General features: G+C 58.2%; 15 protein-coding genes and 1 pseudogene. 5 read left to right on the top strand and 11 right to left on the bottom strand.

Annotated features, from left to right (window positions below; all coding sequences use genetic code 11):
- Positions 1-16: 16 nt before the first annotated feature.
- From SD425_RS26155 to SD425_RS26135, 5 genes are all read left to right on the top strand, one after another.
- Positions 17-847 carry an AraC family transcriptional regulator gene (locus SD425_RS26155; protein ID WP_324673900.1) on the top strand — a complete coding sequence of 277 codons (831 nt, stop codon included), beginning with the start codon at positions 17-19 and terminating at the stop codon, positions 845-847.
- Positions 848-1,066: 219 nt separating this feature from the next.
- Complete coding sequence (lptB, locus tag SD425_RS26150) at positions 1,067-1,810, top strand: LPS export ABC transporter ATP-binding protein (protein ID WP_324673897.1); 744 nt, start codon at positions 1,067-1,069, stop codon at positions 1,808-1,810.
- A gap of 102 nt (positions 1,811-1,912) precedes the next feature.
- The gene (locus tag SD425_RS26145) at positions 1,913-3,430 is read left to right on the top strand and encodes a GH3 auxin-responsive promoter family protein (RefSeq protein WP_324673895.1); all 1,518 of its coding nucleotides are present in this window, start codon (positions 1,913-1,915) and stop codon (positions 3,428-3,430) included.
- Positions 3,431-3,648: 218 nt separating this feature from the next.
- The gene (locus SD425_RS26140) at positions 3,649-3,888 is read left to right on the top strand and encodes a hypothetical protein (RefSeq protein WP_324673893.1); all 240 of its coding nucleotides are present in this window, start codon (positions 3,649-3,651) and stop codon (positions 3,886-3,888) included.
- Between the two features lie 195 nt (positions 3,889-4,083).
- A complete protein-coding gene (locus SD425_RS26135; protein WP_324673891.1) occupies positions 4,084-4,551 on the top strand; it encodes a hypothetical protein in 468 nt (155 codons plus the stop codon).
- Between the two features lie 66 nt (positions 4,552-4,617).
- Here SD425_RS26135 and SD425_RS30080 read toward each other — a convergent pair whose 3' ends face one another.
- From SD425_RS30080 to SD425_RS26085, 11 genes and pseudogenes are all read right to left on the bottom strand, one after another.
- Complete coding sequence (locus tag SD425_RS30080; RefSeq protein WP_416381043.1) at positions 4,618-5,403, bottom strand: family 16 glycosylhydrolase; 786 nt, start codon at positions 5,401-5,403, stop codon at positions 4,618-4,620.
- Positions 5,404-5,895: 492 nt separating this feature from the next.
- Positions 5,896-6,783 (bottom strand): annotated as a pseudogene (locus tag SD425_RS30075) (BNR repeat-containing protein); the annotation flags it as partial.
- 72 nt (positions 6,784-6,855) lie between these two features.
- Positions 6,856-7,998 (bottom strand): acyltransferase, encoded by a 1,143-nt coding sequence (locus tag SD425_RS26125; protein WP_324673886.1) that lies wholly within the window; start codon positions 7,996-7,998, stop codon positions 6,856-6,858.
- A gap of 93 nt (positions 7,999-8,091) precedes the next feature.
- The gene (locus SD425_RS26120) at positions 8,092-8,763 is read right to left on the bottom strand and encodes a hypothetical protein (protein ID WP_324673884.1); all 672 of its coding nucleotides are present in this window, start codon (positions 8,761-8,763) and stop codon (positions 8,092-8,094) included.
- A 58-nt stretch (positions 8,764-8,821) separates the two neighbouring features.
- Positions 8,822-11,995, bottom strand: coding sequence for a glycoside hydrolase family 2 TIM barrel-domain containing protein (locus SD425_RS26115; RefSeq protein WP_324673882.1), 3,174 nt, complete (start codon positions 11,993-11,995; stop codon positions 8,822-8,824).
- Between the two features lie 265 nt (positions 11,996-12,260).
- On the bottom strand, positions 12,261-13,325 hold the full coding sequence (locus SD425_RS26110) for a hypothetical protein (protein WP_324673880.1): 1,065 nt from the start codon (positions 13,323-13,325) through the stop codon (positions 12,261-12,263).
- Positions 13,326-13,343: 18 nt separating this feature from the next.
- Positions 13,344-14,543, bottom strand: coding sequence for a TlpA disulfide reductase family protein (locus tag SD425_RS26105; protein WP_324673878.1), 1,200 nt, complete (start codon positions 14,541-14,543; stop codon positions 13,344-13,346).
- Between the two features lie 124 nt (positions 14,544-14,667).
- Positions 14,668-16,146, bottom strand: coding sequence for a TlpA disulfide reductase family protein (locus SD425_RS26100; RefSeq protein WP_324673876.1), 1,479 nt, complete (start codon positions 16,144-16,146; stop codon positions 14,668-14,670).
- A 146-nt stretch (positions 16,147-16,292) separates the two neighbouring features.
- Positions 16,293-17,444, bottom strand: a complete 1,152-nt coding sequence (locus tag SD425_RS26095; RefSeq protein ID WP_324673874.1) for a glycoside hydrolase family 88 protein — start codon at positions 17,442-17,444, stop codon at positions 16,293-16,295.
- A gap of 144 nt (positions 17,445-17,588) precedes the next feature.
- Positions 17,589-18,596 carry a glycoside hydrolase family 43 protein gene (locus tag SD425_RS26090; RefSeq protein WP_324673872.1) on the bottom strand — a complete coding sequence of 336 codons (1,008 nt, stop codon included), beginning with the start codon at positions 18,594-18,596 and terminating at the stop codon, positions 17,589-17,591.
- A gap of 113 nt (positions 18,597-18,709) precedes the next feature.
- Complete coding sequence (locus tag SD425_RS26085) at positions 18,710-21,094, bottom strand: TIM-barrel domain-containing protein (protein ID WP_324673870.1); 2,385 nt, start codon at positions 21,092-21,094, stop codon at positions 18,710-18,712.
- Positions 21,095-21,223 lie beyond the last annotated feature (129 nt).

Here is a 21,223-nt window from a genome sequence, read left to right as displayed (position 1 = left end):
GGCCATCCGTTTTTCTATGCTCACTGCCACACAGTTTCTCCAACAGAACATCGACATCGATAGTCTGCCGGCGTGCATGTTCGTACAGCATGCCCGCACCGAGCACAACTACCCCATGCATTATCACCAAAAGGGGCAGTTTGTGTACGTGGAAGAGGGGCTAGCTTACTTGTACGCGCCCACCAAGACGTACTTCATTCCGGCCCGCCACTACGTCTGGATTCCGCCGCTCATGGAACACCGCGTGTTTGTACAGTCCCCTCAGCATCTGTTGCATAGCCTGTGCTTCGCGGTTGATGACGACCTAGCCCACCCATTCTACAGCGTGATGGGCATTTACCCCGTCACGACGCTGCTCTACGAGATGCTGCTGTTCACGGAAAGATGGGACGGTCACATCTGCCCCGATGACCACGACCAGTACTTGTTTCTGCAAACGCTGAAGATGCTGCTGCCCCAAATCAGCCAGCACCCGCTCCCCATCGTGCTGCCCACCACCGACGACGAGCGCCTGCAACCGGTGCTGGCTTACTTGCACGAAAACCTAGGAGAGCCGCTGGAGCTATCGGCCGTGGCGCGGCAGTTTGGCTTCAGCACGCGCAACTTGTCGCGGCTCTTTCAGCAGCGCATGAGCTTATCGTTTGTGCAGTACCTGAAGCTGTGTCGCATCATCTCCGCCATGGAGCAGATGCTGCAAACCAGCAAGAATATCAGCGAAATAGCCTACAGCGTGGGTTATAATAGCCTATCGGCGTTCAGCAATACCTTCGCCCAGCTCGTGCACTGCCGTCCCACCGAGTTTGTGCAGAAAGAGCACAAGCACAGCAAGCACATGACACGGCGCTAACTAAACCGGAAATGGCAAGCGAGTTCGTGTGTCGTAGTATCATTCTCGTTGAACAATACCGTTTGAACACCGAATGTCGTTAGCCTTAAGGGCGTTGGTATCAACGGCCTGGCTGGGAGCCCGAACTTGCCTCATGCAACGATACTGCTAGTTGATGGTGGAGTCGTAGGATCATGCTATACTGCCCAACTCTTTTAACCCCTTACCTTTACCGGTACAATGATTCTGAGAGCCGAACACCTGATCAAGAAATACAAAGCGCGTACCGTAGTCAACGACATGTCGGTGACGGTAGAGCAGGGCGAAATCGTAGGGCTGCTAGGACCGAACGGTGCCGGCAAAACCACCTGTTTCTACATGATGGTGGGCATGGTGAAGCCTAATGAGGGGCGCATTTTCCTTGATAACGAGGAAATTACCCGCCTGCCCATCTACCAACGGGCACAGCGTGGGGTGGGCTACCTAGCCCAGGAAGCCTCCGTCTTTCGCGACCTGACGGTGGAGGAAAACATCTTGGCGGTGCTGCAAATGACCAAGCTCTCGAAAAAGGAGCAGCTTGACAAAACCGAAGAGCTGCTCAATGAATTCAGCCTCACGCACGTGCGCAAAAACCTAGGGCGGGTGCTGAGCGGGGGCGAGCGACGCCGCACCGAAATTGCGCGCGCCCTAGCCGTTGACCCGAAATTCGTGCTTCTGGATGAGCCTTTCGCCGGCGTCGACCCCATTGCTACGGAAGAGATTCAGGGCATTGTAGCTAAGCTCAAGCACAAAAACATCGGTATCCTCATCACCGACCACGACGTAAACTCCACGCTGAGCATCGTCGACCGGGCGTACCTACTCTTTGAAGGAAAGCTCCTGAAAGCCGGCACGGCCGAAGAGCTAGCTGCCGACGAAGTAGTGCGCCGCGTGTACCTAGGTAAGAACTTCGAGCTGAAGCGAGCTAAACCGGCTATCAGTTAACCCTTGTCCTTGATCAGTTATCAGAGTTGATCTGGTAGCGCAGACTGCTACAACTCGTAGTTGATCAAGTATAACGGCTGGCTGATCAATGATACATGATCAATGATACATGAAGTACTGAGCTGGGCTGTGCAGCGGCGGTTGAGCGACATCGATCAGTTTCGCGACAATCCGCACGAGGCGCAGGCAGCTGTGTTGCGTTCGTTGTTGCACACGGCCCAGACCACGGAGTGGGGAAGCCGCTATGGCTACGCCGACGGGCTGAGCGCGCGCGAGTTTGCCCAGCGTGTGCCTTGCGCTACCTACGAACAGCTTTACCCGCACATCGAGCGGGTGCTGCAGGGCGAAGCCGACGTGCTTTGGCCCGGTAAGGTGCAGTGGTTCTCCAAATCGTCGGGAACCACCAATGCCCGCAGCAAGTACATCCCCGTTACGCGGGAGTCGCTGCAAGAGTGTCACTACCGGGCCGGGCGCGACATGACGGCCCTGGCCACGCACCTGTACCCGGAAGAGCGCATTCTGAGCGGTAAAACTCTTTCGCTGGGGGGCACACACGGCCCGAACCCGTTTCGCCTGCACGACGCCGATTCTCATGTGGGAGATGTGTCGGCCATCATCATGCAGAACCTGCCCACGTGGGCTGAGTTCATCCGCACGCCCCCCCTGGAGCTAGCTTTGCTCGACGAATGGGAGGAGAAGATTGAGCGCATTGCCCGCCACGTGCAGCACGTGGACGTAACCATCCTAGCGGGAGTACCCACCTGGATGATCGTGCTGCTGCGCCGCGTGACGGAGCTAGCTGGTGCCCAGGATATCACGGAAGTGTGGCCTAATCTGCGCTTGTTTCTGCACGGGGCGGTGGCCTTCGGCCCTTACCGAGAGCTATTTCGGCAGCTCATTCCCGATGAGCGGATGCGCTACCTCGAAATCTACAACGCCTCGGAAGGCTACTTTGCCCTGCAAGACCAACCCGAGTCGGAGGACCTGCTGTTGCTGGTCGACCACGGCGTGTACTACGAGTTCATCCCCGCCGATCAGTTCGACGCTGAGCACCCGCAAACGTTGACCTTGGAGCAGGTAGAGTTACATAAGAAGTATGCTCTGGTTATCAGTACCAATGCCGGACTGTGGCGTTACAAAATTGGCGACACCATTCGCTTCACGAGCCTAGCTCCGTACCGCATCCGGATTGCGGGTCGCACGAAGCACTTCCTGAACGCCTTTGGCGAAGAGGTCGTCATTGAGAATGCGGAAGCGGCCGTAGCGGCGGCGTGTCAGGCCACCCAAACCACAGTGCGCGACTTTACCGCGGCGCCCATCTACTTCGAAGCCTCCGACCATTCGCGTGGCGGCCACCAATGGGTGGTGGAGTTCACCCAACCTCCCCACGATGCCGACGCCTTCGCCGACGTGCTCGACCAAACCCTGCGCCACCTCAACTCCGACTACGACGCCAAACGCCACCGCGACATTGCCCTGGCGCCCCCTTTGCTCACCATAGCGCCCGCCGGCACCTTCGAACGCTGGATGGCGGCCAAAGGCAAGCTAGGTGGTCAGCACAAGGTGCCACGCCTCAGCAATTCGCGTGAGCTGCTAGATGAGCTCCTGCGTATTATCTGAGTGGTACTTTCGGACGAGGTCTTAACAGGTAAAGGCTCAGCTTTTGAAATTCGATAATTGGACGTTACAGCCTGATCATTCGGGATAAAACTCAAAAAATAGCAAATTATTGTGTGCAGTTACAAATAGGGTAATTATAAACCGTATTGGATAATGCCGGGAACTCATAGGAGATTTATTTTGTGTATTTGGCGTCCTATTTGCCTACTACCCACCCTATGTCTGCTCACACGCCTACCTCAACCCGCCCCTACGTTTCCCGTCGGAAGCGTCGCTCGGTCGCGCAGGATCCTTCCTCCGCTAGCAATAAGCTAACGTTTGGCCTACTAGGCCTACTAGTTTTAGGCTTGTTCGTGAGCCTAGGTATCATTGCGACGCACTTGGTCAATCCGGTTGCTCCCGCTTCTGATGTAGCCGACAACACGGCCTTGATGGTTACCACGCCCGCGAAGCCGTAGCTTCTTTTTTACGCAGCGTTCTCAACAACAACGCCTCTGTACTACCTAACCAAATAAGTAGTGCGGAAGCGTTGTGCTGTTTTAGGGTAAGCTGAAAAGCTACCTGCGCTCACCCGTACATAGCTGCCTTCGGTGCTGCGAAAAAAGCTATATTCACCTGCGATGAGCCGCTATGTATTCTGTCTTGCTTTGCTAATGACGCTTGGGGCTTGTGCTGCTGTGAAGCGGCACGGACCGATTGGCTTTTGGTCGGAGCAGCGCTATGATAAACAGCTGCGTCAGCATGGGCCATGGCCCGCCTATTACGACGCAAAGAATAGCCGGTACCTAGCCCGTGGCCGCTATCAGCACGGACTCTACGCGGGTCGCTGGCGCTATTACGGCCCCACAGGAGTCGTTGAGCGAATGGAACGGTTTGCCCGTCGACCGTATGGACTCATCTCGGTTACTGAGTACCACCCCAATGGTCACAAATGGCGTAGTGGCCAAGCGCGCATTGTCGATGAGGGGGATAAAATACACTTCTACTGGTTTGGTACCTGGAAGGTATTTAGCCCTAATGGTCAGTATATTGGAGTTGAGCAATATGAACGGGGAGTACTGCGCGGAAAGCGCTTAGTGCCCATTGACAGTCTGACTACTGGCACTCGCACCGCTCGCTAAACAACTTGCCAAGCGCGTTGCAACCACCTGCTTGGAGTTGGCCTTTTGAGAGAAGCTAGCTACTAGCTAGCGCTGGTACACCCGCACATAGTCGACCTCATAGCGGTTGGGGAAGCTCGTATCGCCCAAAGGCCCGCCGTTGTCGCCGCCCAAAGCTAGGTTCAGCAAAACGTAGTGGGGCTGCATCATGGGGTTGAAGCCTGTGCCGTCCTGGTTCACAGTCTGGCTCAGCGGAGTTTCGTTCAGCAACTGATCGTCGAGGTAGAGGCGGATGGCTTCGGCGTCCCAATCCATGCGCCACACGTGAAATTTCTTGCTCCACTCCGGGTCCGCGAAGGTGGTTAGCGCTTTAGTTTCGCTGTGCCACTTGGCCGTGTAAGGTTTAGCGGTGCCCGAGGCTACGTTGGCTAGCACCTTGCCTTTGTAGAACTCCATAATGTCGATTTCGCCATTCGAAGGCCACGGCTTCGCTACGCCTAGGGTCCAGAAAGCCGGCCACAAACCGGGGCTCGTATCAATGCGCCCGCGCATCTCGAAGCGGCCGTACTGCCACGAGTGCCGGTCGCGGGTGTTCAGGCTGGCGGCGGTGTAGTCGATGGTGGGGCGGCTGGTTTTCCAATCGGTGCTTCCCGCCCGGTAGTTTGGGTTAGGCCGTTGCTCTTTGCGCGCTTCAATGACGAGCATCCCGTTTTCGCAGCGTGCATTGTCGGGCTGGTACCATTGCAGCTCGCGGTTGCGCACGAAGCCGTTTTCAAATTGCCAGTTCTTCGGGTCGGGGCGGCCGTCAGTGTTGAACTCGTCGGCCCACACCAGCTTCCACTCTGCGGCTGGCGCAGGAGCCGTGGAAGCCAGTGCATTGGCTGGCGGGCGACTGAGGGTAGTGGCCGGGGCCGGCGGGGCCACAAAACCAGTAGCCGGCTGTGGTTTGCCCGTTGGTTTCCACTCCAGAATGTACACGGGCTGCGGTGCTAGGTTCTCCAGCGTTTCACCGTCACCTTGGCCGGTGCGCTGCACAAACAGGCTCAGCACGCCCTCGTTCTTCCAGCGCTCGGTGTCGTAGCTAGGTTCCCAGTTGCCGACGCTGGTGGTGGTCAGGTTTGTCATCGTCCACCGGTTCTGCTTCAGATCTGAGCACTGCGCTACCGAAGCACGGTCTTGGCGCTCGGCGTCCCGGAATAGGAGGTAGGCACCGGTCTTGCCTTTTTGCGTGGCGACTAGCAGCTGCGGGCGCGAAATCGGAATCTTCTTGGTGCCGGCGCCGCTCAGGCTAAAGGGTGTGGTGCGCTGCGACACCTGCGTTGTGCGCCACTGCTTGCCGTCGAGGTAAATAAGCTGATATTGCGGCACTTGCGTGCCTTGCGGCCGCCAGTACGTGGCAATGTACGGGGTGCCCGCCGCGTCGGTGGTGATAGAGGTTTGGTTGATCAGCTCGCTGTTCTGCGGAATGCGGGCGGCGTACTCGGCGGTCTTCTCCGTGATGGGTAGCTGGTAGGTTTCGCCGGTGCTTTTCTGCCAAGTCTTACCACCGTCAACCGAACGGGCGTAGGCCATGTCGTGGTTGGAAGCTACGTTCGGCGACTCGCGCCACACCCACGACACATGAATGGCGCCCTTTGGGTCGATGCACGCCTGCCAGTAGGCATTGCGCTGCCCTTCGCCATCGATGAGTACATCGTGTAAACGGCTCCATTTCTGAGTTTTGGGGCTGTAGCGGTTCAAGACTAGGTTGCCGCTGCCCGAGCTGCCATCGCGGTAGAGAAACAGCAGGTCGCCGCTCGGGAAACGATGGAATTCGGGGTACGTCACGTTCTGCTCCCGCTCGCCTACCATCGGCTGCAACGGACCTAGCTCCAGAGAGCCAGGGGCTTTGCTGCGGCAGTAGTGCAGTGGGTTGCCGTGGTGGTCAAACGACAGATGAAGGTAGCCAGTCCCGTCCACCATCAGGCTGATGACGTTGTGGGCGTCCTTTACATGGCCCTGATACTGCGTGCGTTGCGCCTGCCACGCCCCGGCCGGCAAGTGGCGCTTAGCCAATACCACGTAGCCCGTAGAGTCGTAGTACGCCGTGTACTGCTCCTTCTGGTGCGTCACTACCGAGTTCTTGCGGAACACAGCCCCGTTGACGTTATTCTTCGCCCAACCTAGGCCCACCGGCGTTTGGGCGTGAGCGGGTTCGGTGAGAAGAAGGCCGCCGAGTAACAGGCCCAGTAGACAGGAGGAATACTTTAGCATGGTGGTTTGATAGCGGGTTCCCGCAGAGGTACGCAGAGGATTTCGCAGAGCGGCGCAGAGGCTGACGTAGGATTATGGCCTGGCGAGTACCTTCCGTTTCAACCAGCGCCTCACGGGTTCATCGTAGAACTTCAGGCAGACGTAGGCGAGCACCACGGCGGCCACGAACGTGAGCAAGGCCACGGGCCATGCCTGCTGAAGCGGCGTTTTATGGTTGCTCACCCAGCCCGTGTAGATGTAGATAAGCGGGTAGTGCGTGATGTAGATGGGGTACGAAATGTCGCCGAAGAACTTGCAGAGTCGGGCGGCGCCCGCACCGGCTATCTTTCCGCTAGCTCCTATCCAGACAATCAGGGGGAAAGCTAGGATGATACTCAGCGAATCGTACAAGCCATTCAGCCACAAGTTCTGAGCGCCACCTACGCGGGGGAAAGCCAACACCAAGAGTAGCAACAAGCTACACCACAGAAAAGCGTTCTTCACGTAGCCTAGGGTAACTACCCGCGAAAGCAGCAGCCCGGCAAAAAACGGGAACATCATGCGGGTAAAGCCAATGCGCAGCTGGGTAGCATCCAGTGACCACCCCCCGATAACGTCTCCCGTGGCGCTGGTTACGGCGTAGTGGATGAGGGCCGCGCCAGCTAGCACGACCAGCACCGAAAGCGCCGTGTTGGAGAACTTCCGGACGCCGAGCGCATACAGGATGTTGGCGATGTACTCGAAGAACAACGACCAGCCGGGCCCATCGAGCGGGTGCATTTCCTGCCAGCCCCGAATGTCCATCGAGATAGGAACTGGAATCAGGGTAAACCCAATGACCATGACCAGCAGCATCTTCCAAAGGGGCACCTCGTGGATGGTGGGCCACAACGCCGAATCCTGAAAGTAGAAGCACACCGCCCCGACGATCATGCCAAGCACCACCATCGGCTGCAACCGGACGAGCCGCGCTTTGAAGAAGTCCTTCACCGTCAGCTTGTGCCAGCGGTCGTCGTAGGCATAGCCAATGACAAAGCCGGACAGCAGAAAGAAGAAGTCGACGGCTAGGTAGCCGTGGTTGATAATCTGGTCGAGGTGGCTGGTGGCGTGCGCCTCGCAGAGGTGAAAGATCACTACCGTGAGGGCCGCAACGCCCCGGAGGCCATCAAGAATGGCGTAATGTGGTTTGGTACCTAGCGCCGTTGTTTGGGGTTCGGCCACTACTTGTGTCTCCATTCGCTAGCTCAGAAAGGGTGGGATGAGTTTATGATAACGCAAGAATGACCTAGGTTCTTCGGCGCAGCCGCGAGCCGGTAGGAAGTTGAAAGGCTAGTTGAGAGCCATTCCCCGCAGCATGATGGTACCGGGTGGGTGCGGTGGGTTAGGTTTGGGCGGCCTGACGCTGATAGCCAGCACGATGGTGCCGCCGACCGCATCGGCTCGCGTTACCTTAATTTCTCCGATAGCATCCACGGCGATGCGCAAGCTAGGGTCTGCTACCGGCATGTCGTTCAGATTGTAAGTGATTGGGCCTGCTAACCCTAACCCTTTACCTAGGTCCGCAAGTGAGCGACTCTTTAGTTTCCTTTTTTGCTTGAGCGTGATATCGATAATGCCATTTGTGGCCAAGTCACGCCACTGTCGCGGGGCATTCTTATCCCTGTACACCATCAGCTTTTCAATGTCATTGGGCTGAATGCCTGAGAAATCTGGCGCAATGATTAGCTCACCCTCTAAGAGATAAAGCGGCTGAGGCCGTGAAGTAGCTGCCTGCGTTACGCCAGAGGAAGGAAAAGCCGCCTGCATCGTAGCACTAGCAGGAAGCTGCACACCCGATTGCCAGTCGGAATGCTCCAGGCTAGGGCGAGGTTGAGGGAGCTGCAAGTGCGGCTGCACCGGCGTAAGCGGCTCAACGGGCATGCGCTGGGCCCTACTGAGTTGGCTAACGCAGCAGCCTACCACCAGACCCAATAATGCCTTCGAAATCAGGGAGTAGTTCATCAGTCAGCTATGGTGAAAAGCCTTTCTTCGGATGTACCCCAAAGAAAGGCTTTAATCCTTACTGTCCCGTTGTTGAGCCTACGGTTGGCGCCTGCTTATCGCCGATTAGACGCAAGGTGTAGCTGTAGCTATACTTCTTATCGAGCAGGCGATACTGCTCGTGGGGGAGGGCTCCCCAGCTGTTGTCGCCACCCACGCCGCGCTGCTTCAGGTCGACGTGCAGGGTCACGCCGCCGCGCATCTTGATATCGGTGGGGTGCTGCTGCTTCTTGGTTAGGCCGGGGTCAAGGTCTTCGGAGTGGAAGGGCAAGGCGCTGAAGCTCAGCGGCTGCTGGCCCTCCACCCGCAGACCTAGGCCTGCGTCGTTGGTCAGGGTCATCCAGCGCACGTCGGTGCGGTAGCCGTTTTCCTGGGGCCGGATGTAGTTGCGCGTAAACTGTCCGTTTACCGAATCTTGGTAGGTGCCTAGGAAGGCGGCCGAGTTGCGGTCCTGGTAGTTTTCCCACGGGCCGCGACCGTAGTACTGAATGCGGTTGAAGCGGCGCGGCAACTCCATGCGCATGCCGAAGCGAGGCAATTCGGGCAAGCTCTTGCCTGTCAGGTCGATGGTGGCCGTCACGCGCACTGCGCCGTCGGGGCCAATGAGGTAGTCCACGGTGTAAGGCGTGTCGATGTCGGTCAGCGTGTATTCCACCTTGATGGGCAGGCCCGCGGTCGATTGCTCACCAACCGTCACGCGCTGCACTTTGCGGGCGGCGTGGGCCGTGCGCCAAGCACCTAGGCTCTGGGGCATGCCGCTGCCGAAGTCGTTGTCGGTGGGGGCGCGCCAGAAGTACGGCTCGGGGTAGCTGCCCACCACCCACTGGTCGCGCAGACGGTAATCGGTGAGGCGGCCTTGTTTGGTGTTGAACTCGCCGCGCACATCGCCGGCGGTGAACGTGAGTTTGTCGCCTTCGCGCTTCACTTGTAAGGAGTTGGCGCTAGCTGGGGCAGCGGCAAAATACGAGGCCGCTGGCGTGAGCACAAACTGTTCACGGGCTACTTCGTGGCCAGCGGGCAGCAGTGGCGCCGCGGCTTTAGTTAAGGCAAACACGTTCAGCACGTACTCCGCGCCGGGCTCCGACTTCATGGCCGGTAAGGCTAGCTTCACCTCTTTCTGCTGACCAGCAGCTAGCTTACCCACGGCAAAGGTGCCTGCTTTGGCCACGGTGCCGTTGCGCAGCAGCTCCCAGTGGAAGTTGTAGCCATCCAGGTCTTTGAAGGAGAAGCCGTTGACAACTGTTACGCGGCCCTCAGCAGGCTTAGCAGCGCTGAAGCGAATGTCTTGGTACACCTTCTTCACCTCGTACAAGCCGGGGTGCGGCGTGCGGTCGGCGGCTACCAGACCGTTGGCGCAGAAGTTCTCGTCGTTTTGCAGGTAGTAACCTCCTAGGTCGCCGCCGTAGGCGAAGAAGGGGCGGCCATCAGCAGTCTGCGTTTGAATGCCCTGATCGACCCAGTCCCAGATGAAGCCGCCTTGCATGTGCGGTTTGCTGCGAATCAAGTCCCAGTATTCCTGAAAGTTGCCGTTACTGTTGCCCATGGCGTGCGAATACTCGCACATAATGTAGGGGCGGGTTTTGTCGGTGGCGTTGGCGTAGCGCTTCATCGATTCCATGCCCGGATACATGGGGCATACGATGTCGGTGTCCACGTCTTCGCCAGCTTGCTCAAACTGCACGGGGCGGCTTGGGTCGCGCTGCTTCAGCCACTTGTAAGCGTCGTGAAACACGGGGCCGTTGCCGCACTCGTTGCCCATGCTCCAGATAATAACTGATGCGTGGTTCTTGTCGCGCTCCAGCAGCCGCTCGATGCGGTCGAGGTGGGCGGCGGCCCACTCGGGGCGGTAAGCGGGGTGCTTGGTTTTGTCGAACCCGCCCTGCCACTCGGCTCCGTAGCCGTGGGTCTCAATGTTGGCTTCGTCCACGAGGTAGAAACCTAGCTCGTCGCAGAGCTTATACCAACGCTCATCGTTGGGGTAGTGGCTGGTACGTACGGCGTTGATATTGAAGCGCTTCATCTGCTCCAAGTCGCGGCGCATGCCGGCGTCGGTTACCACGCGGCCGGTAGTGGGCTCCAGTTCGTGGCGGTTCACGCCGTGTACCTCCACCGGGCGACCGTTCACCATCAGCTGCGCATTCTTGATTTCTACTTTGCGGAAACCAATCTTGGTACCCGTCACGGCCAGCGGCTGCCCTTTAGCATCTTGTAGTGTGAGGCGGCACTGATAAAGCGTCGGAATTTCGGCCGACCACGGGCGCACGCTCTTGATGCTGCCGCTCACCTTCACCGTCTGATTGCCGGCAGTGGTAGGCGCGGCCACGGCTTGCTGCTGGCGCAATACCGTTTTACCACTGGGATCCAGCACTTCTACCAGCAGCTGCGCAGCAGGAGCTGCGGCAAAGCTGCGCATAGTCACGTCAGCCGAGAACTGGCCGTTCTTGTAGCTAGGGTCGAGGTCGGCGTGGGTGAAGAAGTCCCAGATGGTGTGCTTAGGCACCGAAGCTAGGTACACGTCGCGGTCGATGCCGGAGAGGCGCCAGAAATCCTGATCTTCGAGGTAACTGCCGTCGTGCCAGCGAAATACCTGCACGGCCAGTTGGTTGTCGCCGGATTTGAGGTGTTGCGTGATGTCGAATTCGGCCGGCGACTTGGCCGCTTTGGTCATGCCCACGCGCTGCCCATTCACATACACCACCGCGTAGCCCGAAATAGAGCCGAAGTGCAGCAGCACCTCGCGACCGTTCCAGCCGGCTGGCACCGTAAACGAGCGCCGATACGTGCCCACTGGGTTGTCGCGCCCGTCGATGAATGGGGCGTTTTTCGGAAATGGGTAGGTGACGTTGGTGTAAATCGGCGTGCCGAAGCCCTGAATCTCCCAGTTCGACGGCACGGCGATGCTCTTCCAAGCCGCATCCGAAAAGCTAGGTTGGAAGAAATCCATCGGTCGCTCGGCGGGGCGCGGCACGTAGTTGAACTTCCAGGTGCCGTTGAGCGACTGGTAGTAGGGCGAGCGGGCGTAGTCGTCGGCTGCTACGTCGGTGGGGCGCTCAAACAGCATGAAGCTGGCGCGGGCCTTCTCCTTGTGCTCATCAACGGCCTGCGGGTTCTCCCATTCGTTGGGAGCAGTTTGGGCGCTAGCCAAGCCGCCGACGAACAGAAGCGCCGCAGCCAGAAAACGGGAATGTGCCATGGGGTGGGTAAGAAAACAGCAAAGCGGCTGGAGCGAAATGGCCCCGCCGTGAAGTATGCAATACTACTTAACTCAGTGTGCCCAGATGGGGGGCATTTTCAGACAATGGGCGGTAGGTATTCGTCTGGCGAAAACCTAGGTAGTGACCTCAAATTGTTAGCTACGTTGCATATAACGCACAAGTAAGCAGCCGAAAAGGAAAACAGGCTAGCCAACTTACCGCCGACCAATCCTTGCTCACGCGGTAAATAGCAGACCGACTGCATTACGGCAGCACCTGCTTTCTGACGAGCTGCCGCATATAGCGACTCGCCACCGAGTCTCGATTATGGGCTCGGAACACAGGGTAAGCCGCCACCACCCATGCGGGGTCTATTCGCACTTGCTTGTCAAACAACATGGTAGCAACGGCGTAGTCGCGAGCTGGTGTCAAACCTAGGTCCTTGGAGGCTTGCGCGTACATATTTTCCAGTGTGGCCTGCTCGGGGCTGCGGGCGCTGCCAGGGAGTAGGTTATCGGCGTACAAGCCTAGGCATTCAAGTACCAGGTTCGAGTCATCATAGCCCCGGTTAACGGTTTCGGATGGTACTGCCAAGGTACCTAGTGGCAAGTCGCGCAGAAAGTTGAAGTAGGTAGTTGGGAGCTGAATGCTTGTGTCGCTATGTCCTAAAACTGCTGCTTGCTGAGGCGTACGAGCCAGGCGCGGGTGGTCGCTGGCGAAGGTTAGGATGCGGCGCGTCCACATCAGGTCAATGTGAGCGGCGGCAATGGCGCGAAAATCGTTTGACAAAGGGTGCTGACGATGGTACGCCGCCAGAAACGCTTGTCGTTCCTGCCGCAACGCATTGGCTTTCTGTCGTTCCTGTGCCGGTGATTCGCAGACGAAGTCAAACGAATTGATATCCTCGCGTGAAGTGCCCGGTGCCACATACTCGAACTTGGCGTAGGCCTGCGCCAGGTAGTTGTTGGGGTTGGCGCCTTGCCCGTCATAGCGTGCCGCTTCCCGAAAGCGCGAGTAGTCCGTCGTGAACATAAGCTGGTCGCCGGGCGTCAGGTAGAGGCTAGCACGCTTGCCGGCGTAGTACACGGAGGCGTGTGTGGGCGCCGCGATGTCGCGAGCGACAAACTCGAAGTTGCCGGCGGGGTCAAGGCGAACGTGCGGCGCTTGCCGGCTTAGGTGCGGGCGATACTCTAGCCACACAGTGTCGCCAGCGGGCGCGTGGTCCAAGTGGCCGCGCACCAGCACGAAGCTAGGTTTTGGGGCCAGAGTTGCTGTTAGAGAGGGAAATACAGCGACGAAGAGCAGATGAACCGGCAGCAAGAACATCATGGTTTGGCTAATAACAGGTTATCGGGCCGGGTGATCCGTGAGGTATTGCTGAATGGCCTGCAAGCCAGGCTTGCCGGTGCCGCGATACACGATCAAGCCATTCTCTACTAGAATAAACGTCGGGTAAGCCTCCACCCGAAGCTGATCAATGAGGGTATTGCTGGTTTGGGCTCGCGAGATGGCAACCTGCTCCCAAGGCATTGCATGCTCTTGCAGATATTTTGCCACCGGCTCTTTATCGTCTAAGGCGATGCTCACCAAGCGCAATGATTTCTGGTTGGCTTGGTGCAAGGCTTGTAAGTCGGGCGTCAACTCACGACAAGGGGCACACCACGTACCCCAGAAGTCGAGTAGCACCCGCCGGGGCGAGGCGGCTAGCTCCACGGGCTTGTCGTTCAGGTCACGTAGTACGTTGATTGGCAGCCGCGAGCCTTCCGCTACGCCGTAGTACTGGCGCGTTTTGGCCGTCAGGGGCAGCACGTACAGACTGTCGCCCAGCGGCGTGATGCGGGTTGCTACGTAGCTACTATCGTGGAGCGTAAAGACGTCCCCTAGGTTATAGCGCCGGTCGGGTTCGGTCGAGCCGGGCAGCATAAAAGAGAGCCTGTTATCTCTGTTTGTGTAAACTAGCGCAACCCCAGCATTGATGACGCGAATGGAGTCGGTCGGCCCTCCCATGGGCAATCGGCCAGCCATCAACTCACCTAGCCCTATCATCAGATAGTACTTTTGTTCGAGACGGATGTTATAACGGCCAGCACCAGGGTAAGGGCTAGGGGTAATAAAAAACGGTATGGGGCCCCGAGGCGACGGCACCATCACCCGACAATACTGGCGGGGCTTCACGGCTTTACTGCTGTCATTCTTGAACCACAGCAGCGGGTCGTCGCGAAAGTCGGCGTTGCGGTTCACATCGGCCACGATGCCAATTTGGTCGCCGCGCCGGTTTTGGCCGACGACAAATTGTAGCTCTTCTCGTTTACCAGCGAAGTTTAGGTAGGCAAAACTCTTCACAATGCCTCGCTTAATAGCGCGCGGCGCACGGTCACGGGGCAGCACAGAGTCAATTAGGCCAGTGAAGGTGTCATTATATCCTCTTGAGCTTCGATCCACCTGCTTTTTCAGGGGTATGCCGATAGGCGTTTGAGCCTGGCTGAAGTGACTGAATAGAAACAACCCTAGCCCAACGGCTACGCAGCGGTACATAGTAGCAAGCATACAGATGGCTTTTTGCCAACCAACGCACCGCCCTGGCTAGCTGAGGTAAAACAGAGACACGTACTATGAAGGATAGAAGCGCCTATTTACTATTATTTTACGTGGTATGCTAGGTCGTATTCTGCTACCGACCTAGGTAGGTCGTCACGTACGTTTTGAGGTCGGGGTCGTCGGGGCGCGGCGCCTCGGCGTAGCGCATGATGCCATACTTATCCAGCAGGATATAGCGCGGAATGCTACTCACGGCAAAGCGCTTCAGAAACTGCGCGGACTTTTGGCTGGTGAAGCGGTAGTGCGGCGCCGTTTTAGGCAGGTACTGCGCCGTTGCGCGCTGCCAATCCTGGTGGTCATCGTCAATAGACAGGTAGAGGAAGACCACTTCCTTGTCGTGGTAGTATTGGCGGAGCGCCGCCGAAGCAGGCATTTCCATGATGCAGGGCGCGCACCAACTCGCCCAGAAGTCGAGGTAGATAACCTTGCCGCGGTGCTCGGTTAGCAGCTGAGCCAGGGTAATCTTCTGGCCGTTGGTACTGATGAGCGTGTCGGTGCGGGCAAATTGCTGGTCGGGCATGATCAGGGTTTGCTTGTCCTGATTGGTGAGGCGGCGCACAAAGCGGCTCTCCGGCATCATCCAGGTGCGGTAGTCTTTGAGCAGGTGGGGCTGAGGCCGGTTGATGCTCTTGGCGTAAGTTAATAACCAGAAAGCCGCCCATTCTTTCTGATTGCCTGTATATTGGCGTTTGATCAAAGCGTACTGCGCACCGAACGTGGCGGGTTTGCCTTGGGTTAAAGCTAGGTAGTGCACAAACGCTAAGGCGATGCCCGCTCTGCTTTGAGACACCGCCAGCGGCAACGACTGCACGTAGCGCAGCCGCCGGAATTGGGCCAATACAGAATCTTGGTATGCGGCTGGGAACGTCTTGACCGCGCCCGGCACCTTGTACTTTCGCAGCGAGCTAGGTACGCCGGGTGAGGTGGGGTAATACAGTTCCTGGTAGCTGTTGCCCCGCAGCAAGAAACCCAAGGTTTGCAGGCGTAGCTCGCGGGTAAGCGCCTGCACCACCATCGGGCGCACGCCGGGCGTGGCACGCAATTCGGCCAATAAGCCGTCGGTGCGTTGCCGCTCATCCTGCCACCAGCACATCAGCTCGGGCAGGGTTGGCGGTAGGTTTCCTAGGTGCGATTCATACCACGGATCGAGGCTGATGGGGTTGCGCCAGAGTTGCTCGTAAAACTTCAACTCGGCCGCGTACTTGCCGGAAAAGGAGCAGGTGTTTGTGGCTTTTTCGTACTGAATAGCTACCGCGTCGCCGGGCCAAATGAGCAAAGACGGCTTGGGCTCGGTCACTCGGTCGCTACGATGCGCAATCTGGACGGTTATTTGGTTGAAGGAGTGTTCGTCGAAAACGAGACGGAGCGTGTCGCCGGGCCTCACAGATTTCTCTTTGTGGTGGGCCAGAATATCCGTGTAGTAGAACAGGATTGGCTCTTCCGTAGGGGCGCTCCGATTGATGACAAAGGCTTGTCGGCGCTGGGCTAGGCTGCTGAGCGCTGAAGCCATCAACACCAGCACAACGAGCCCGATTTGGTAGGTAACGCGCATAAGCTACTCCTGTTTAGAAGGTGAAAACTAACGCGGTACCTATACCCCAAGCTACAAAAAAGCTAGGGTACTACCGCCATTGCAGTAGATGCCTAGCTTCCCTGCTTTCCACAGCTAGCCCTAGCTTTTTTATCAATTAGTAGTGCCTAGCGCTTACCAGCGTACCGGTACATCTCGCTGGAAGCCAGCAGGAAAGCGCCCACCCCAAAATTGGAGGTAGAGCTTTTGTCGACTACTTGACCGGGAATGGCTTTCTCGCCGATGGGCTGCACGTAGCCGATAGCACCGTCGGGTTGGAGGGCCGTAGTGGTGAGGTACTGCCAGCCTTTCAGAGCCGTGGGTAGGTACTCGGCCTTATCCAGCACGCCGTTATTGATGCCCCACAGGTAGGCGAAGGTGTTGAAGGCCGTGCCGCTAGTTTCGGGGCCGGGGGCGTGCTGCGGGTCGAGCAGGCTGCGCGTCCAATAGCCCTCGGTTTGTTGGGCTTTTTTGAGGGCGGCGGCCAGGCCGCGGTACTTGGCTAGGTACTCGGCGCGGTGCGAGTCGCTTTGGGGGAGGTCTTGGAGCACTTTGGCTAGGCCGGCAAACACCCATCCATCGCCGCGGGCCCAGAAGTCTTTCTGCCCGTTCGTCGACTTATGCTGCGGGTACACGTACTTGGCGTCGCGATAGTAGAGGCCGGTTTCGGGGTCGTACATGATGCTGTTGGCGTAGCTGAAGTACTCGTGCAGCTTCGTGAGGTACTGCGGGTTGCCGGTTATCTTATGGAGCTTGGTCATTACGGGCATCACCATGTAGAGGCCGTCGGCCCACCACCAATAGTCGTTTTGGTTGGTGCTCATCTCGTACTCCATCACCTCTTTGGCCCGCGCAATGCGCTGTGGCTCTGGCTTTAGGTTGTAGAGGTCAGCGTAGGTTTGAAAGCAGATCTGCCAGTCGCCGAACAGCACGTAATCGTCCTTCTCGCCGTACTTATATTTCCACTCGGCCTTGTCGTCCGATTTGGCGCCTTTCCACTGGTTGTGCTCGGCCCAGGTTTCGGAATACTGGCGGTACTTCTCGTTTTTGGTGACGGCATAGGCCGCCATGTTGCCGGTATGGTAGGCAGCTACATCCCAGAATGCCCGCTGCTGGGGCGCGTTGGTGGCTTGCCAATGGTCGTTTACTTTGGTAATAATAGCCAGTACCTCCTGGGGTTTTGGTTGAGCGGAACCTAGGTTGGTTTTTGAAGTGGTGCAGCCCGCAGCCAGGAAGACGAGAGCCAGAGCGGCATGCAGGAGAGGTTGGATGCTTTTCATAGAATGAGTTAAGGGTATCATCTGTCATGCTGAGCCTGTCGAAGCATCTCTACCGCTTCGTTGCATACTATCTAACGAAGCGGTAGAGATGCTTCGACAGGCTCAGCATGGCCGTCCGTCCGAGGACAGTTTATGAGCATGAAGCTAGGGCTGATACGGCTTGCCTATGACCAGCTTATTGCCTGACATATCAACCTCAAACAGGTGCGGCACGCGGTGGTAGCGGCCCTGTATATCTTGGTGGCTGTGGGCGGCCATCAGCAGCTTGCCGCTCAGGGCGCGGAACAGCATGCCGTGGCCGTAGTTGGGCGGGGTGATGGGGTCTTTCTCTTGCACCCACGGCCCATCGAGGGTACCGCTGGTGGAGTAGGCTACGCCCTGGGTGTACACGTCGTAGATCCAGCTAGTCCAGATCATGCCGAGCCGGCCGGTCTTGGTGCGGAACAGGTAGGGGCCATCGGTTACTTTGTTGGGCTTGTCCTGGCCATTCTTGTCTTTTTCCCGGCTCCAGGGCGAGTCGCTGGCGCGAAACATCAATTTGCTTTCTCCCACCGTACCGCTTAGGTCCGGCTTCAGTGCAATCTTCTCGATGGTCCCGTTCAGGTTCTGTAGCCACTCGTAGCAGTACACGAGGTAGGGTTTGCCGTCCTTATCCACCCACAGCGTGCCGTCGAGGGTTGGTTTGTTGGCGGGCAGGTAGGTCGCATCGCCGTTCGGAACGGGTACGAAGGGGCCATCGGGTTGATTGCTGACCAGCAGGTGGCAGGCCCGGCGCTCAATGGCGTTGCCCTGCACCGTATCAATCTTGACAGCCCGGTTGGTGAACGTGGCGAAGTAGTAGTACTTGCCGTGGTAAGGGTGAATCTCTGCGGCCCAGATCATCGGCTTTGGGCCCATCCAGGAGGCCGGGTCAGGCTGAGCCACCACGTAAGGCCCCGACCAACGCTTCATATCGGGGCTTTTCCAGAGCAGGCCGCCCGTGCCGGTCATGTAGTACTGCTTGGTCTTGGCGTCGGCCAGGATGAACGGGTCACTCAAGCGGATGGAATCTAGCGGTATGTTTTGGCGCACCACCGGTACCCTAGCTTCCTGGGCCCACGCGGCGACGGATAGTAGCTGGCAGCTCAACAGCAGTGCCCAGCCTGTTTTCATCCCTATCATCTTGACTACTTCAGTTAATTAATTGCTTGGTTGAGTCTGTATTCTGCATTCCTGATCTGCGGTGCGGCCGCGACCTAAGGTCAGTAGGAAGCAGCAGCTGCTCGTTACAGCTTCACCGTCAGCTTCTTGCCGGTATACTGCACTTCCTTGGCCGGCGCTTGCTCGTCACCGAGACCCGTGCCGTGCTGCTCATCCACCACGATGACGCGGAAGGTGCGCGTGGCAGGCATTCCGGAGAAAGTACCGCGGCGGTCGGTCAAGGTTAGCTGACGGGCTTTGTCGTTCCAGCGCAGCTCAGTGGTGGCGTAAGCCCCTTTCTCGTAGTTGTAGTTGTCGTTTTCGTCCTCATACAGCGTGAAGCTACCGTCGGCCCCCGGATACACCCGGATTTCCAGCGGCGCCCCGTCCTTCTCGCCTGTGTACTGCTGCTTGGGGCCTAGGGGCAGCACCGAGCCAGCCCGCACGTAAAGCGGCATCACGTCGATAGGTGTTTCGCGCTGCACAGTTTGCCCGCCCGTATGGCGGCGACCGGTCCAGAAATCCACCCAGCTTGTGCCAGCCGGCAAGTACACCTCCGTCGATTCGGTTTGGGTGAAGTTGGCCGGTACGGGGTTGTTCTTGTCGGGGCGGGTTACGTACTGCGGTTCCGTGACCGGGCGTACCAGAAAGGCCGGCCCAAACATATACTCGCTACCTAGGTCCGTCACCTTAGGGTCTTGGGGGAAGTCCATTGGCAGAGCGCGCATGAGCGTGCCGGCGCGGCTGGTCACGCCCCACATGTTCGAGTAGAGGTAGGGCAGCAGACGGTAGCGCAGGTGAATATACTTCTCCTGCGAGTCGAACGCCCAAGTGCCTCGCTCGCCAAACTGGTAGATTTCACGGGGCGTAAATTCGCCGTGGCTGCGCATCATGGGCGTGAGGGCGGCAAACTGCTGCCAGCGCGTGAAGAGCTCCTGGAAAGCCGGGTCTTTCACACCCTTGGGGTATTCGCCGGAGGGGAAAAAGCCGCCAATGTCGCAGTTCCAGTACGGCAGACCGGCCAGACCTAGGTTGAGGGCGGCCGGAATCTGCTTGGCCAGCACGTCCCAGCGCGACTGCACGTCGCCCGACCACACCATGGTGGCGTTGCGCTGCTGCCCGGCAAAGCCCGAGCGGGTCAGGATGAACACGCGCTTGTCCTGGGTTTCCTTGCGCTGGTGCTCGTACACGCCCGTGGTGCTCATGAGCGGGTACGCGTTGCGCACCTTGCGGAAGCTGCCCAGGGCCGTTTCGTTGTCGTCGTCGGTGTCGAAAGGCTGGAGCTGGTCAGGCTCGGTGGCGTCGAGCCACCAGCCGTCCATGCCTAGCTTAAAGATATTCTTGCTCAGGTAGCTCCAGTAAATATCGCGGGCCGCCGGGTCAAAGGCGTCGTACACCTTCACGTGCGGTGTGCGGGGCCAGGTGATGAAGTCAAAGAGCATGTCTTTGCTGGCAAACTCCTGGTAGGCCTTGGTTTTTTGCCCGAAGGAAGGCCACACCGAAATGATTTGGTGGGCGTGCAGCTGGTGCACTTGGTTCACCATGCCCTGCGGATCGGGGAAGCGCGGGTTGCCAAACTCGGTGGAGTTCCAGTAGTCGTTGTTCTCGCCCCAGTACTGCCAGTCCTGCACAATGCCGTCGAGCGGGATGCCCAGGCTACGGTACTTTTTTACCACTTCCAGCAGCTCATCCTGACTCCGGTAGCGCTCCTTGCTCTGCCAAAAACCGAGGGTCCAGCGCGGAAACATGGGCGCCTGACCAGTCAGCTGGCGGTAGCGGGCCACCACGCCGTCGGCCGTGCCCTGCCCATTAAGCACGTAGTAATCAATGCACTCCCCAATTTCCGAATCAAAGCTAGCCCCGCTGATCCCGTCCTCGAAGCGAGTGGTCGAGTAGTTGTCCCAGAACACGCCGTAGCCCCGCCCCGAGTGTAGCACGGGCAAGGCAATAGCTAGGTTGTTCTGCTTGAGTGTCACCTTCTGGCCGCGGTAGTTGAGGTGCCCATCTTGGTGCTGACCTAGGCCGTATACAGCTTCGCCCGACGCTAACTGAAAGCGCTGCCGCACCCGGTAAGTGGGCTGCTCCCGGTCGAGCTTGGGCGCGAAGCGGGCGCCGTAGGTTTGCTCGCTCACCAGAGGTTTGCCCTTCGCTGTTAGGAAACGCACTTGCCCGGTTTTGGCGTCTACCAGCGCCTGGGTGCTGGCGCTGCTCACCGTTAGTAAGCCGTTCTTCTCGCTGTATTTCAGCTTGCTGGGCGTGGGCGCCTGTAGCACCACCAAGCTCTTTTTGCTATCCTCCTTGCCCTTCGGATACTTGAGCACCCGCACGATATCAGGCGAGTAAAACTGCACTTGCACCGTCAGCGAATCGGTCGTGAGGCGCAGGCCATCAGGCGTTTTTTGGAATTGTTGGGCCTGCGCTCCGATCGACAAGCCGAGGCTTGCCAGGCAGATTACTTTAGAAATAGCCATAAGGGTGGGGGTTGAAGTTCTCGACCTAGGTTCTGCGGTGAGGCAGCTCTTTGGCGTCAAAGGAGTAGATAAAGCTAGGTTCTGCGAAGCCGGAGAAGCGCTCCGGCTTCGCAGAACCTAGGTCGGCGT

It is taken from the genome of Hymenobacter sp. GOD-10R (genome assembly GCF_035609205.1).
In the GTDB taxonomy this organism is placed as follows: domain Bacteria; phylum Bacteroidota; class Bacteroidia; order Cytophagales; family Hymenobacteraceae; genus Hymenobacter.
Note: the sequence above shows the minus strand (reverse complement) of the source record. Positions and strands in the feature narration are given on the sequence as shown.

Excerpts from the sequence above, each read along its gene's own strand:
- SD425_RS26100 (WP_324673876.1), bottom strand. The coding sequence starts at position 16,146 with ATGCGCGTTACCTACCAAATCGGGCTCGTTGTGCTGGTGTTGATGGCT.
- SD425_RS26110 (WP_324673880.1), bottom strand. The coding sequence starts at position 13,325 with ATGATGTTCTTGCTGCCGGTTCATCTGCTCTTCGTCGCTGTATTTCCC.
- SD425_RS26145 (WP_324673895.1), top strand. The coding sequence starts at position 1,913 with ATGATACATGAAGTACTGAGCTGGGCTGTGCAGCGGCGGTTGAGCGAC.
- SD425_RS26090 (WP_324673872.1), bottom strand. The coding sequence starts at position 18,596 with ATGAAAACAGGCTGGGCACTGCTGTTGAGCTGCCAGCTACTATCCGTC.
- SD425_RS26085 (WP_324673870.1), bottom strand. The coding sequence starts at position 21,094 with ATGGCTATTTCTAAAGTAATCTGCCTGGCAAGCCTCGGCTTGTCGATC.
- SD425_RS26125 (WP_324673886.1), bottom strand. The coding sequence starts at position 7,998 with ATGGAGACACAAGTAGTGGCCGAACCCCAAACAACGGCGCTAGGTACC.
- SD425_RS26120 (WP_324673884.1), bottom strand. The coding sequence starts at position 8,763 with ATGAACTACTCCCTGATTTCGAAGGCATTATTGGGTCTGGTGGTAGGC.
- SD425_RS26105 (WP_324673878.1), bottom strand. The coding sequence starts at position 14,543 with ATGCTTGCTACTATGTACCGCTGCGTAGCCGTTGGGCTAGGGTTGTTT.
- SD425_RS26155 (WP_324673900.1), top strand. The coding sequence starts at position 17 with ATGCTCACTGCCACACAGTTTCTCCAACAGAACATCGACATCGATAGT.
- SD425_RS26115 (WP_324673882.1), bottom strand. The coding sequence starts at position 11,995 with ATGGCACATTCCCGTTTTCTGGCTGCGGCGCTTCTGTTCGTCGGCGGC.
- SD425_RS26095 (WP_324673874.1), bottom strand. The coding sequence starts at position 17,444 with ATGAAAAGCATCCAACCTCTCCTGCATGCCGCTCTGGCTCTCGTCTTC.
- lptB (WP_324673897.1), top strand. The coding sequence starts at position 1,067 with ATGATTCTGAGAGCCGAACACCTGATCAAGAAATACAAAGCGCGTACC.
- SD425_RS26140 (WP_324673893.1), top strand. The coding sequence starts at position 3,649 with ATGTCTGCTCACACGCCTACCTCAACCCGCCCCTACGTTTCCCGTCGG.
- SD425_RS26135 (WP_324673891.1), top strand. The coding sequence starts at position 4,084 with ATGACGCTTGGGGCTTGTGCTGCTGTGAAGCGGCACGGACCGATTGGC.